This is a genomic window from Nocardia neocaledoniensis (assembly GCF_029868625.1).
GTDB classification, from domain to species: Bacteria; Actinomycetota; Actinomycetes; order Mycobacteriales; family Mycobacteriaceae; genus Nocardia; species Nocardia neocaledoniensis_A.
In genome coordinates this window covers 23,301-35,799 of the sequence record NZ_JARWOJ010000188.1, presented here as the reverse complement: position 1 = coordinate 35,799, position 12,499 = coordinate 23,301, and the positions used below count along the sequence as shown (strand labels likewise).

13 protein-coding genes and 1 tRNA gene are annotated in these 12,499 nt (G+C 69.7%); 10 read left to right on the top strand and 4 right to left on the bottom strand.

Annotated elements, in window-relative coordinates; genetic code table 11:
• Positions 1-28: 28 nt before the first annotated feature.
• Genes QH270_RS13805 through QH270_RS13795 form a run of 3 tightly spaced genes read left to right on the top strand, consistent with a single transcriptional unit; the run spans position 29 to position 3,506 of the window.
• Positions 29-232 carry a heavy-metal-associated domain-containing protein gene (locus tag QH270_RS13805; protein ID WP_280341765.1) on the top strand — a complete coding sequence of 68 codons (204 nt, stop codon included), beginning with the start codon at positions 29-31 and terminating at the stop codon, positions 230-232.
• 20 nt (positions 233-252) lie between these two features.
• Positions 253-1,191 (top strand): hypothetical protein, encoded by a 939-nt coding sequence (locus QH270_RS13800; protein ID WP_280341732.1) that lies wholly within the window; start codon positions 253-255, stop codon positions 1,189-1,191.
• Positions 1,192-1,250: 59 nt separating this feature from the next.
• Positions 1,251-3,506, top strand: coding sequence for a heavy metal translocating P-type ATPase (locus QH270_RS13795; RefSeq protein WP_280341728.1), 2,256 nt, complete (start codon positions 1,251-1,253; stop codon positions 3,504-3,506).
• Positions 3,507-3,555: 49 nt separating this feature from the next.
• Here the strand turns inward: QH270_RS13795 and QH270_RS13790 are convergent, their stop codons facing one another.
• Positions 3,556-4,458 (bottom strand): DMT family transporter, encoded by a 903-nt coding sequence (locus QH270_RS13790; RefSeq protein WP_280341725.1) that lies wholly within the window; start codon positions 4,456-4,458, stop codon positions 3,556-3,558.
• 105 nt (positions 4,459-4,563) lie between these two features.
• On the opposite strand from QH270_RS13790, the gene QH270_RS13785 reads away from it, so the two are divergent.
• The 3 genes from QH270_RS13785 (at position 4,564) to QH270_RS13775 (ending at position 7,024) form a co-directional block, all read left to right on the top strand.
• Positions 4,564-5,031, top strand: a complete 468-nt coding sequence (locus tag QH270_RS13785; protein WP_280341722.1) for an Lrp/AsnC family transcriptional regulator — start codon at positions 4,564-4,566, stop codon at positions 5,029-5,031.
• A 90-nt stretch (positions 5,032-5,121) separates the two neighbouring features.
• Positions 5,122-6,240, top strand: a complete 1,119-nt coding sequence (locus QH270_RS13780; protein WP_280341720.1) for a serine hydrolase domain-containing protein — start codon at positions 5,122-5,124, stop codon at positions 6,238-6,240.
• 4 nt (positions 6,241-6,244) lie between these two features.
• Complete coding sequence (locus tag QH270_RS13775; RefSeq protein WP_280341717.1) at positions 6,245-7,024, top strand: MerR family transcriptional regulator; 780 nt, start codon at positions 6,245-6,247, stop codon at positions 7,022-7,024.
• Here the strand turns inward: QH270_RS13775 and QH270_RS13770 are convergent.
• Positions 7,021-7,680, bottom strand: coding sequence for a DUF6636 domain-containing protein (locus QH270_RS13770; RefSeq protein WP_280341714.1), 660 nt, complete (start codon positions 7,678-7,680; stop codon positions 7,021-7,023). The genes QH270_RS13775 and QH270_RS13770 overlap by 4 nt on opposite strands.
• Before the next feature lie 105 nt (positions 7,681-7,785).
• Here QH270_RS13770 and QH270_RS13765 point away from each other — a divergent pair, with 105 nt between their 5' ends.
• On the top strand, positions 7,786-8,442 hold the full coding sequence (locus QH270_RS13765) for a histone deacetylase (RefSeq protein ID WP_280341712.1): 657 nt from the start codon (positions 7,786-7,788) through the stop codon (positions 8,440-8,442).
• A gap of 64 nt (positions 8,443-8,506) precedes the next feature.
• Positions 8,507-9,937, top strand: coding sequence for a lipase maturation factor family protein (locus QH270_RS13760; protein WP_280341709.1), 1,431 nt, complete (start codon positions 8,507-8,509; stop codon positions 9,935-9,937).
• A gap of 34 nt (positions 9,938-9,971) precedes the next feature.
• On the opposite strand, the gene QH270_RS13755 is transcribed toward QH270_RS13760, so the two are convergent.
• Positions 9,972-10,044: transfer RNA gene (locus tag QH270_RS13755), tRNA-Gly, on the bottom strand.
• 229 nt (positions 10,045-10,273) lie between these two features.
• Here QH270_RS13755 and QH270_RS13750 point away from each other — a divergent pair.
• Entirely contained in the window at positions 10,274-10,696 is a 423-nt protein-coding gene (locus QH270_RS13750; RefSeq protein WP_280341707.1) for a hypothetical protein, read from the top strand.
• 42 nt (positions 10,697-10,738) lie between these two features.
• Here the strand turns inward: QH270_RS13750 and QH270_RS13745 are convergent, their stop codons facing one another.
• Positions 10,739-11,587 (bottom strand): NAD(P)H-binding protein, encoded by an 849-nt coding sequence (locus tag QH270_RS13745; protein ID WP_280341705.1) that lies wholly within the window; start codon positions 11,585-11,587, stop codon positions 10,739-10,741.
• Between the two features lie 85 nt (positions 11,588-11,672).
• Here QH270_RS13745 and QH270_RS13740 point away from each other — a divergent pair, with 85 nt between their 5' ends.
• Entirely contained in the window at positions 11,673-12,470 is a 798-nt protein-coding gene (locus QH270_RS13740) for a helix-turn-helix domain-containing protein (protein WP_280341703.1), read from the top strand.
• The last annotated feature ends 29 nt before the right edge of the window (positions 12,471-12,499 follow it).

Here is a 12,499-nt window from a genome sequence, read left to right as displayed (position 1 = left end):
TGAGATCGACGACGAGGAGAACACCACCATGAGCACCACCACCGTCACCGTCACCGGCATGACCTGCGGTTGCTGCACCAACAAGGTGCGCGACAAGGTCGGCGCCCTGCCCGGCGTCACCGGCGTCGATGTCGACCTGGCCGACGGCAAGGTGACCATCGAAGGCACCGAGCCCGACCGCACCGCCCTGGCCGACGCCGTGTCCGCGGCCGGTTTCCAACTCGCCGACTGAACCCGAAACGGAGCATCCCGATGAACGCAACTACCAAGTTCGCCGGTTTCGCCCTCGGCCTCGCGGCGGTCTTCGGGATCGCTCTGGCCGCCGGCGCCCTGGTCGGTCCGGAACCCACCGAACCGGCCGGGCACGGCGAGCACGAGACCGCCGCGGCTCCCGCCGACGACCTGCCGGGCGGCCTGCTGGTCACCGACAAGGGCTACACCCTGGCCCTGGACAAGACCGTCACCACGACCGCCGCGCAGGCCCCCGTCAGCTTCCGCATCCTCGACGCCACCGGCGCGCCGGTCACGAAGTACCAGACCAGCCACGACAAGGATCTGCACCTGATCGTGGTCCGGCGCGACATGGCCGGCTTCCAGCACGTGCACCCGGTGCTCGATCCGGCCGGGACCTGGACGGTTCCGCTGAACCTGAGCCGGGCCGGTGACTACCGGGTCTTCGCCGACTTCACCCCAGCGGGCGGGCCGGGCCTGACCCTCGGCGCGGATCTGCGGGTCGCGGGCAACTACGACGTGCAGGCACTGCCGGCCCCGGTGGCGACCGCGAAGGTCGGGGAATACGAGGTCGCGTTGAACGGCACGATCGCCCCCGGCACGGCCTCGCCGGTCACCCTCTCGGTGAGCCGCAACGGCGCCCCGGTCACCGATCTGCAGCCCTACCTGGGCGCCTACGGTCACCTGGTCGCCCTGCGCGCCGCCGACCTGGCCTACCTGCACGTCCATCCCGAGGGGGCGCCCGGCGACGGGGTCACCCCGTCCGGGCCGGGGATCGACTTCGTGGTGAACGCGCCGAGCGCGGGCGACTACCGCCTGTTTCTCGACTTCCAGCACCAGGGCGTGGTGCGCACCGCCGAGTTCACCGTGCGAGTCGCCCAGCCGGACGCCACCGGAGCGAGCAACCCCGCGCCGACCAGCGCGCCCGCCGACACCGGCGCCCCCGGCCACGGGCACTGACGTAGCCCGCCCGCAACCTCTCAGCAAGAATCGATACCAGGAACGAAACGGAGCAACCCATGACCGCCGTGACACACCCACCGGGCACCGGCCAGGTAGAACTGGTGATCGGTGGCATGACCTGCGCTTCCTGCGCGAACCGGATCGAGAAGAAGCTCAACAAGCTCGACGGGGTCACCGCCACGGTCAACTACGCCACCGAGAAGGCGCGCGTCGACTTCTCCGGTGACGTCTCCCCCGAGGAGCTGATCGCCACCGTCGAGCAGGCCGGCTACACCGCGGCACTCCCCGCCCCGAAGCAGCCGGAGCGCACCGACGAGCCCGTCGCCGAGCCCGATCCGACCGCCTCACTGCGCACCCGATTGCTGGTGTCGCTGGTGCTCACCGTGCCGGTGATCGCGATGGCGATGATCCCGGCGCTGCAGTTCACCAACTGGCAGTGGCTCTCGCTGACGCTGGCCGCGCCGGTCGTGGTGTGGGGCGCGCTGCCCTTCCACAAGGCGGCCTGGACCAACCTGAAGCACGGCACCGCCACCATGGACACGCTGGTGTCGATGGGCACGCTGGCCGCCTTCGGCTGGTCGCTGTACGCCCTGTTCTGGGGCACCGCGGGCACGCCGGGAATGAAGCACCCGTTCGAATTCACCATCGCGCGGATGGACGGCACCGGCAGCATCTACCTGGAGGCCGCGGCGGGCGTCACCACGTTCATCCTGGCCGGGCGCTACTTCGAGGCCAGGTCCAAGCGCCGGGCCGGTGCGGCGTTGAAGGCACTGCTGGAGCTGGGCGCCAAGGATGTCGCGGTGTTGCGCGACGGTGTCGAGACGCGCATCCCGGTGGAGCAGCTGGCCGTCGGTGACGAATTCGTGGTGCGGCCCGGCGAGAAGATCGCCACCGACGGCGTGGTGAGCGAGGGCAGCTCGGCGGTCGACGCGTCGATGCTGACCGGTGAGTCGGTGCCGGTGGAGGTCGGCGCGGGCGACACCGTCACCGGTGCGACCGTCAACGTGGGCGGTCGACTCCTGGTGCGCGCCACCAGGATCGGCTCCGACACCCAGCTCGCCCAGATGGCGCAGCTGGTCGAGGACGCGCAGACCGGCAAGGCGCAGGCCCAGCGCCTGGCCGACAAGATCTCCGGCATCTTCGTGCCGATCGTCATCGCGCTGGCCGTGGCCACCCTCGGCTTCTGGCTCGGCACCGGTGGCGCGATCGCGGCGGCCTTCACCGCCGGTGTCGCGGTGCTGATCATCGCCTGCCCGTGCGCCCTCGGCCTGGCCACCCCGACCGCGCTGATGGTCGGCACCGGTCGCGGCGCCCAGCTCGGCATCCTGATCAAGGGGCCCGAGGTGCTGGAATCCACCCGCAAGGTCGACACCATCGTGCTGGACAAGACCGGCACTGTCACCACCGGCAAGATGACCCTGCTCGACGTGCTGCCCGCCGAGGGCGAGGAGCGCGGCCGGGTGCTGGAACTGGCCGGGGCGCTGGAACATTCGTCGGAGCACCCGATCGCGCAGGCGATCGCCAAGGGCGCGCAGGACGAGTTCGGCACGCTGCTGCCGGTGGAGGGCTTCGCCAATGTCGAGGGTCTCGGCGTGCAGGGCGTGGTGAACGGGTCGGCGGTGATCGTCGGCCGGGCACGACTGCTGGCCGACTGGTCGCAGCCGCTGCCGAAGCACCTGGAAACCGCGATGGCGGAAGCGGAGTCGGCGGGCCGGACCGCGGTCGCCGTCGGCTGGGACGGGAAAGCGCGCGGCGTCCTCGTGGTCGCCGACGCGGTGAAACCGACTTCGGCCCAGGCCATCGCGCAGTTCCGTGAGCTCGGCCTCACTCCGATCCTGCTGACCGGCGACAACGCTCGCGCGGCCCGCACCATCGGTGACGAGGTGGGCATCGACGAGGTGATCGCGGAGGTGCTGCCGCAGGACAAGGTGGAGACGGTCAAGCGGCTGCAGGCCGAGGGCAAGGTCGTCGCGATGGTCGGTGACGGCGTCAACGACGCGGCCGCCCTGGCCCAGGCCGATCTCGGTCTGTCGATGGGCACCGGCACCGATGTCGCCATCGAGGCCAGCGACCTGACCCTGGTCCGCGGCGACCTGCGCGCCGCCGCCGACGCGATCCGGCTGTCCCGGCGCACGCTGGCCACGATCAAGGGCAACCTGTTCTGGGCCTTCGCCTACAACGTCGCCGCGATCCCACTGGCCATGGCCGGCCTGCTCAACCCCATGCTGGCGGGCGCCGCGATGGCGTTCAGCTCGGTCTTCGTGGTGAGCAACAGCCTGCGCCTGCGCCGCTTCGAGTCGACGGCGCGGTAGTTCGACGCACGACGGGCGGGGCGGCAGAGCGACTGCCGCCCCGCCCTTGTCAGTGGTCGACCGCATTCCGGTGCAGACCCATCATGACCCCGACGATGACGATCGCGCCGCCGAGCACCTGGGCGGGATTCAGCCGCTCACCCGCCAGCAGCACCGCCCAGGCCAGCCCGGCGACCGGAACGATATTGAGCAGATTGACCGCGGCACTCGGGTCGAGCCCGCGCAGGCCGTGGTTGTAGAGCAGAAACGCCGCCACCGAGCACAGCGCCGCGAGAAACGCGATCCGCGCCAGATTCGCCCCCGACGGGACGCTCCAGCTGTCGGCTTCGGACATCGCCAACAGCGCGAAACCGCACGCACCCGCCAGGGTTTGGTAGTAGGTGACCACGATCGCCGAGGCGCCGGAATCGTCACGCTTGGCGACGAAGTTGTACAGCGCCCATACGATGCCACCCGCCAGCAGGATCGCGTCACCGAGCAGGTGGTGCCCGCCGCCGGCACCCGCGGCCCCACGCACGACCAGCCACACCCCGCCGATCGCCACCAGCGTGCCCGCGAATCGGATCGCCGAGAATCGCGCACGGCCGCAGAGGATCTCGGGAACCATCGTGATGATCGGATAGGCGGCGACGATCAGCGTGGCGTCGGACGCCGTCGCCAGATCGACCCCCACATTCTCGACCGCGAAATACACCGTGATCCCCAGAACGCCCGCGCCACCGATCCGAATCCGCTGTCGCCGGGTGAGCGTGCGCCGATCTCGCCGCACGCGGACCAGTACCCCCAGGATCGCCGCGGCGAACCCGAATCGCAGCGCGCCGACCGTCAGGGGCGGCACCTCGGCGAGCACCACCTTCGTCACCGCGAACGATGAGCTCCAGATCAACGCGGCGGCGAGCACCGCGGCGGCGGAGAGGCCGACTCGACGGTCGACGGGAGCGGTGATCTGCATGGCCCGAACACAACACACGGGGCGTGCCGCCGATTTGGCGTGGCAAATTCGGCGGCTGGACTGATATCACGAAGAATAGTCGGTATCGACGCGAAGGAGGCCACGGTGGATGAACTTGATACGGCGCTGCTGACCCTGCTCCAGGAGGACGCCAAGCAGACCAACAAGGAGCTCGCACGGAAACTGCACATCGCGCAGTCGACCTGTCTGGAACGGGTGCGGGAACTGACCAGGCGCGGGATCGTCCGCGGATACGAAGTCGATGTGGACCTGAAGAAGATCGGCCGACCGGTGCAGGCGATGATCGCGGTTCGGCTGCGACCGACCGACCGTCCGGTCATCGAGTCGTTCCGCAGCTTCGTGCAGGGGCTGCCCGAGGTGCTCGCGGTATTCGTGATGTCGGGCAGCGACGACTTCCTCCTGCACATCGCCGTCGCCGACAACGACCAGCTGAGCGACTTCGTGCTCGATCGCCTCACTCAGCGCAAGGAGATCGTCGATGTGCGAACGTCGATCATCTTCAACCACTTTCGCCGCTCGGTGGTGACGCCACTACCGCCATCGCCGGAGTGACCCGAGTCACTGTTGCGGTTGACCTAAGGTCAGGGCGGAGTCTCGTTTCAGCGGCACAGAGCCGGAACACCTGGAACGAGGAGAGTCAGCATGAGCACGAAAGACATTGCGCGACAGGATCTGCAGCGGATCATCGACGAGACCGTCGAGGCCGGGTTCCTCGCGGCATCGCTGCGGGTGAACGACGAGCGGGGCGAATGGGTTGGTACCGCGGGGCGGGCCGAGCTCGGCGGGACGGCGCTGCCGCCGGTCGACGGGCACGTGCGGATCGGTAGCAACACCAAGACATTCACCGCCACCGTGGTCCTGCAGCTGGTCGCCGAGGGCCGGATCGAACTGGACGCGCCCGTGCTGCGCTACCTGCCCGAGTTCGCGCTCGACGAGCGGATCACCGTGCGAATGGTGTTGCAGCACACCAGCGGAGTGTTCAACTTCACCGGCGAGTTCTACGAGGACGGGACCGTCGTCCCGGGCATTCCCTCGACGATCGCCGGGAAGGAATGGGCGGACCGACGATTCGACACCTACCTGCCCGAGGACCTGGTGACGCTGGCCCTGTCGAAGCCCGCGCGGTTCGAGCCGGGGACCGGATGGAGTTACTCCAACACCAACTACGTCATCGCCAGGTTGCTCGTGGAGAAGGTGACCGGCAATTCGCTCGCCGCCGAGATGGATCGGCTGATCCTCGGCCCGCTCGGGCTGACCGGGACCGTCGTGCCGGGCACGTCGACGGAGCTGCCCGAGCCGCACCCGCACGCCTACTACCGGTACGCCGACGGCGACGAGCAGCGCACGGTCGACGTCACCGAGCACAACCCGTCCTGGATCGCCACCGGCGGCGACATGATCTCGACGACCGCGGACCTGCACACTTTCATCACCGCGCTGGTCGGTGGCAAGCTCGTGCCCGAGGCCCTGCTGGCCGAGATGTACTCCACGCACGCCACCGGCATCCCGAACATGGAGTACGGGCTGGGCGTCTTCGTGCTGCGGACCGAGGGCGGCGCCACCGTCATCACCCACAACGGCGGCATCGCAGGCTACGCGGCGCTGATGTTCAGCACCCCCGACGGAAGCCGGGCCATGACCGCGTACCTGACCTGCGTCGACAATGCCGAGATGACGATCGCGCCCGCGTTCCAGGTCGCGCAGAAGGCACTGCTCGACGCGGTGTTCGACGGAAACCCGGTCGCGGACAAGGCAAGCTGAACGAATGCGGAACGGGGTCACGATCGGGCAGGCGGCGGCGTTCGTCGGTGTCACGGTGAAGACGGTGCGGCACTATCACAAGCTCGGCCTGGTCGCCGAGCCCGACCGGGACAGCTCGGGCTACCGGCGCTACGGGTCCGCTGAGCTGTTGCGGCTGGTCAAGGTCAGGACACTGGCCGAGGCCGGCGTGCCCCTCGCCGAGATCGAGCCGCTGCTCGACGCCGACGCCGATCGCTTCGCCGCCGCGCTGGCCGAGGTCGGGCGGCAGCTCAGCGAACGCATCGACGAGCTGACCGCCCGGCGCGACACCCTGCACCGGCTGGCCGACGGCAACCGGGCACTGCTGCCCGATCGCGCTGTCGCCCTGCTGGAGCGGATGCCCGAGCTCGGCTTTCCCGCCGACGAGGTGGCCGCGACCAGGGAGGGCTGGGTGCTGGCCAGGGCACTGGTGCCGGAGGGTTTCGACGACTACCTGGCCGACGTCGAGAACGCCATCGAGGATCCCGTGTACGTCGCCCTGTTCCGGCGTGGCGTCGAAGCCAGGGAATGGGCGCCCGACGACCCGAGGGTCGAAGAACTCGCCACCGCGCTGGTCGCGCAACTGCTCGCCAATCCAGCGCAGCTGCGGATCGTGACCGGGCTGCAGGCACGCACCGAGGCCGCCACCCGCTATCAGATGATCGCGCACCACAACCAGGACGCGGACACCGCGCCCGGCAGGCTCGCCGCGCTCATCGAGGCGAAGCTGCGGGCGGCCGGTGTCTACATCCCCCGACCTGGTTAGAACAGGGTCTGGCTGTCGGCGGAGATGGTGAAGCCGTGGCCCGCCGCGTCGCAGCGGATGCCCTGTTCGGTGGAGGTGCAGGCGACGCCGCGCACGACGAGGGTGTCGCCGTAGTTCAGGGTCGCGCCGCCGCCCTTGGTGGTGCCGTCCACCGGCTCGCCGACGAAGATGCCCTGACTGGTGCACAGGAACTCGGACTTGCCGCCGACGGTGTGCACGGCGACCTTGCGGTTCGGCGCGTCGGTGCAGTCCGGCAGTTGCGGGGGAAGGACATTCGCGTGCGAGAGCTGGCAGCCGACGCCGAAGGGTGCGTCGGCGAGGATGCCGCACATGATGTTGCCGGTGGGTGATTGGAAGTAGAAGCTGTCGCGCTGCTGGTAATCGCGGGCGTCGACGGTGGCGTCGTCACGGGAGGGCAGGCCGGACGGCAGCCCACCGGGGGTGCCCGAGCCGGAGGGTTCCAGCGGCACGGTGGGGATGTCGGTGCCCGGCAGGATGACCGGTGGCTCGATGGTCGGCGAGGCACTCGGCCGGTCGACGGTGGGGCTCACCGCGCTCGGCCGGGTGGTCTGCGCCGTCGAACCCTGGTCGTCGCCGCAGGCGGCCAGCCCTCCCGCCAGCGTCACCAGCGCGGCCACCACGATCGCTGATCTCATGATCTCTCCCCTCGAGGTCCTCCCGACCCGTTCGAAGGAGAATCGGAGGCGACCGAGAATCCGTTTCCTTCGCGCAACGAATCGTGACCCACCCGAGGTGAGCCCGTGTCCACAGCTCAGCACGTCTGGTACGCCGCGTACGGCTCCAACATGCACGCGGAGCGCTTCGCCTACTACCGCGAAGGCGGCACGCCGCCGGGCACCGACCACACCTACCCGGGGTTCCGTGACCCGTCCGAATCCGCCGCCGTCGTTCCGCTCCTCCTGCCGGGGAGCCTGTATTTCGCCTGGCAGAGCCCGGTATGGACCGGTGGGGTCGGTTTCTACGCGGTGCGGCCCGCGGCGGGTTGGCCGATCGGCGCCGCGGCACGGGGGTACCTGCTGACCGTCGGCCAGTTCGGTGACCTGCTCGCCCAGGAGATGTACCGAACGCCGTCGGCGGACTTCGACCCGGCCGCGGTCCTCGCCGCCGGATCGGCGCGACTGGGGCCCGGCAGGTACGAGACGGTCGTGCACGCGGGGACACACGAGGGGATCCCGGTGCTCACCTTCACTTCGCCATGGGACCCGGAAACCGTTGCCCTGCAACGACCCTCGGCACGGTATCTGACGATGATCGGCGCCGGGCTGCGTGCGGCGCACGGCTGGGACTTCGATCGTGTCGTCGAATACCTGCGGATCCGGCCCGGGGTCGCCGGGCACTGGGACGAGGCCGACCTGCGCGGCGCGTTACGGGGCGGCACCGGACTCGAATCACCCTAGATTCCGCCGGGCCGATCTGGGTACACCCCCCGTGCGGGACGTCGACCACCGGGAGCACACACGCATGGAGTGGTTCACGGCACCGGAATACTGGCAGGGCAGGCTGATCTTCCAGCGCGGCCTGGCGGTCGTGTACGCCCTGGCCTTCCTGGCGGCGGCCCTGCAGTTCCGCGCGCTGCTCGGTGAGCGCGGCATGTTGCCCATTCCGCGCTACCTGGCCAGGACGCCGTTCCGGCGGTCACCGAGCCTGTTCCACCTGCGCTACTCGGATCGGTGGTTCGCCGCCCTCGCCTGGTTCGGGGTGGCGCTCGCGGTGGCGGTCGCGCTGGGCCTGGCCGATCTGGTGCCGCTGTGGGCGGCCATGGTGCTGTGGTTCGCGCTGTGGGTGATGTATCTGTCGATCGTCAATGTCGGGCAGGCGTGGTACGCGTTCGGCTGGGAATCGCTGCTGCTCGAGGCCGGTTTCCTGGCGATCTTCCTCGGCAACGACACGATCGCGCCGCCGCTGCTGGTGCTGCTCGCGGCACGCTGGCTGCTGTTCCGGGTGGAGTTCGGGGCAGGCCTGATCAAGATGCGCGGCGACCGCTGCTGGCGGGACCTGACCTGCCTGTACTACCACCACGAGACCCAGCCGATGCCGGGCCCGCTGAGCTGGTTCTTCCACCATCTGCCCAAGCCGCTGCACCGCGTGGAGGTCGCGGCGAATCACTTCGCACAGCTGATCGTGCCGTTCGGGCTGTTCGCGCCGCAGCCGGTCGCGAGCGTCGCGGCGGTCATCGTCATCGTCACGCAGTCGTGGCTGGTGATCTCGGGCAATTTCGCCTGGCTGAACTGGGTGACGCTGCTGCTGGCGACCACCGCCGTCAGCGGGTACCCGCTCCTGCCGGACGCCCCGCCGGTCGCCGGACCGCCCGGGTGGTTCATGGGTGCGGTGTTCGCGTTCGTCGCGATGGTCGTCGTGCTGAGCTTCTGGCCGGTGCGCAACATGCTCTCCACGCGGCAGGCGATGAATGCCTCGTTCGACCCGTTGCACCTGGTCAACACCTATGGCGCGTTCGGCAGCATCACCCGGGTCCGCCAGGAGATCGTGCTCGAGGGCACTGCCGCCGAGCACCTCGACGACGACACCGAGTGGCGCGAATACGAGTTCAAGGGCAAACCGGGCGACCCCGGGTTCCGTCCGCGCCAGTGGGCGCCCTATCACCTGCGGCTGGACTGGCTGATGTGGTTCGCCGCGCTGTCGCCGTCCTATGCCCGATCCTGGGCGATTCCGCTGGTCGTCCGGCTGCTCGAGAACGACCGCGACACTCTGCGCCTGCTGCGGCACTGTCCCTTCCCCGACGCGCCGCCGCGCCACCTGCGGGCCCGGCTCTACGAGTACCACTTCAGCACGCCCACCCAGCTGTTCCGCGAGGGGATCTGGTGGCGTCGCAGTCTGATCGGGGAGTTCCTGCCACCGCTGAGTCGCGAGCGCCTGGAACGGCGCCGACAATGAGAAAAGCCCGGCACGATGGCCGGGCTTCTCGTTGAGCGGATGACGAGATTCGAACTCGCGACCCTCACCTTGGCAAGGTGATGCGCTACCAGCTGCGCTACATCCGCGTGCCGTACGCGCCCCTGGGGGCTTCGTCGTGCGAGAAGGAACATTAGCGCGTCACCCCCGGAATTGTGAAATCCATGCGCACAGCCGCCCCGGAGCCACGGTGAGCTCGGCGAAGAAGCCAGGCCTGGACGGCTCCGCTTTAAGCACGCGACAAGGTATCGGAAGTCCTTGCCCGGAAAGCTCTTTCACGGTCCGGCGGCCACCGCCGGAACGACAGGAGGAAACGGGATGAAGACACTGGGGCTGGTCGCGGCGGGCATCGCTGTGACCACCGTGACCATCATGGGGGCCGGTCCGGCGCACGCGGACTTCACCGATCCGGTGGAGTTCACCGACAGCGGCGAGAACACCGAGGAGGGCGAGTTCGGCGAGTACGCGATCGACGTGAACCATCCCGGCTCGTGCCTGGTGGTCCAGAACCACACCGGCGGCCGGGTGACACTGCGTTTGAACTACCCGACCAGCGGCGGCAAATGGCAGTTCGCGCACGACGAGGTGGGCGTGCTCTCACGCAAGGGCAAGGTCGTGACCTCGCCGTCCGGTCGCTGGAGCGTCCGGACGAACCCGCCGATCAGGTTCAACTGGGTCTACGACGATGACCTGAACGACCGCAAGGGTTGCAACGGCTCGTGGGTGCTGACCATGAACTGACCCCGGGTCCGGCCCGGAGCCGCGTCACTCCGGGCCGGTCTCTCACCCGAAGGCGGCGCGATGAACACCGGCCCAGTCGGCATAGCGTCGGGGCGCGCGGCCGAGTACCTCCGTGATGTCGCCGGTGATCAGCTCGTTGTGGCCGTCGCGGATGAAGGCCTGGCCGATCAGCGAGCCCTCGACGAAGGCGGGCGGCAGACCGGCCGCGGTCATGAAGTCGCGGGCGTCATCGGCGGCGATATCGGTGACCTCGATCGGGCGGCCGATGATCTCGGCGAGCACGGCGGCCTGCTCGCGTCCGGTGTGCAGGAGGGGGCCGGTGAGGGTCAGGACGCGGCCGTCGAACCCGCCGGCGCGCAGTGCCGTGGCGGCGACTTCGGCGACATCGCGCGGGTCGACGACCGCCTGCTTGCCGGCACCGGTGAAGTTCGGCACCGGGTGTCCGTCGCGCAGGGCTTCGATCCAGCTGAGCGTGTTCGACGCGAAGGTGTTGGGGCGCAGGATGGTCCACTCCAGTCCCGACTCGCGGACCGCTCGCTCACCAGGGACGTGCCAGGTGCCGGGAAGGCCGAGGCGCGGATCGCCGGTACCGATCGCGGACAACTTCACCACCCGGCGCACGCCGGCGGCACGAGCGGCGGCGACGAGGGCGCCATCGACACCGGTGTCCTCGGGGCCGGGCAGCCCGTTGAGGAACGCCGCCTCGACCCCGGCCAACGCCGGGGCGAAGGTGCTCGGGTCGCGATAGTCGACGCGGACGACGTCGACACCGGCGGGGAAGCTCGCGCGGGCGGGGTCGCGGGTGGCGGCACGGACGGCGACGCCGTCGGCGCGAAGCTGGGTGACGATGGCGCTGCCGATGGTGCCCGTGGCACCGGTGATCAGGATCATGCACCGAGCATGCCGACGCACCTGCCTGCGAAGATAGGAGAAATCGGCACGGACAGACCGGGCCGCGGCACCTACTGTTGACCGGGTGAGCACGCAGTATCTGACCCCGGCCCAGCTCGAGACCGCGGTGCCTGCGCCGCCCTCGCTGCGGCCCTGGCTCACCGAACTGACCAGCACGCGGGTCGAGGCGGGTCAGGACCTGCCTTTCGCCCAGCCGCCCGTCGCGACCACCACGATCGTGCTGCGCACGGATCAGGCCGGGCGGCGCGAGGCGCTGGTCGTCGGCGCGCGGACCAAGGCCGTGTACTCGCGCGCCGAGCAGCCTGCGGGTTGCGTGCGGTTGCGGCTGGCGCCCGGCGTCACCCGTCAGCTGCTCGGCGTGGCGGCCGGTGATCTCACCGATCGCGCGGTGCGGCTCGCCGAACTACCCGGCCCGCTGGCCGCGCTCGCGGGCGACCTGACCGACCTGCCCACGAGCGAGGCCATCGGCTATCTGGAAGATGTTCTGCCGAAACAGGTTTCCGAGACCGAGACCGATCGCGCGCATCGCATCGTCCTCCGCGAAGCGATCTCGGTGCTCACCGCGGACACCGCACCGGCCATCCCCGACCTCGCAGCGCGCCTGGCTGTCAGCGAACGTCACCTGCGCACCGTGTTCACCACCGGAATCGGCGTCTCGCCCAAGCACTTCGCCCGCATCGACCGCGTCCGCCGAGTCCTCGCCCTCGCGGGCGAGACCCCGTGGTCGCAGCTGGCCGCGACCACCGGCTTCTACGACCAGTCCCACCTCACCGCCGACTTCCGCACCCTCATGGGCGTCCCCCCGTCCGCCTACCTGCGCGGCCGCATTCCGGCACCGAGCCACTGCCGGCTGCCCCGCTGATCCCCACCCGGCGGCACGTACCGGACCGT

Excerpts from the sequence above, each read along its gene's own strand:
- QH270_RS13805 (WP_280341765.1), top strand. The coding sequence starts at position 29 with ATGAGCACCACCACCGTCACCGTCACCGGCATGACCTGCGGTTGCTGC.
- QH270_RS13800 (WP_280341732.1), top strand. The coding sequence starts at position 253 with ATGAACGCAACTACCAAGTTCGCCGGTTTCGCCCTCGGCCTCGCGGCG.
- QH270_RS13795 (WP_280341728.1), top strand. The coding sequence starts at position 1,251 with ATGACCGCCGTGACACACCCACCGGGCACCGGCCAGGTAGAACTGGTG.
- QH270_RS13790 (WP_280341725.1), bottom strand. The coding sequence starts at position 4,458 with ATGCAGATCACCGCTCCCGTCGACCGTCGAGTCGGCCTCTCCGCCGCC.
- QH270_RS13780 (WP_280341720.1), top strand. The coding sequence starts at position 5,122 with ATGAGCACGAAAGACATTGCGCGACAGGATCTGCAGCGGATCATCGAC.
- QH270_RS13775 (WP_280341717.1), top strand. The coding sequence starts at position 6,245 with ATGCGGAACGGGGTCACGATCGGGCAGGCGGCGGCGTTCGTCGGTGTC.
- QH270_RS13770 (WP_280341714.1), bottom strand. The coding sequence starts at position 7,680 with ATGAGATCAGCGATCGTGGTGGCCGCGCTGGTGACGCTGGCGGGAGGG.
- QH270_RS13760 (WP_280341709.1), top strand. The coding sequence starts at position 8,507 with ATGGAGTGGTTCACGGCACCGGAATACTGGCAGGGCAGGCTGATCTTC.
- QH270_RS13750 (WP_280341707.1), top strand. The coding sequence starts at position 10,274 with ATGAAGACACTGGGGCTGGTCGCGGCGGGCATCGCTGTGACCACCGTG.
- QH270_RS13745 (WP_280341705.1), bottom strand. The coding sequence starts at position 11,587 with ATGATCCTGATCACCGGTGCCACGGGCACCATCGGCAGCGCCATCGTC.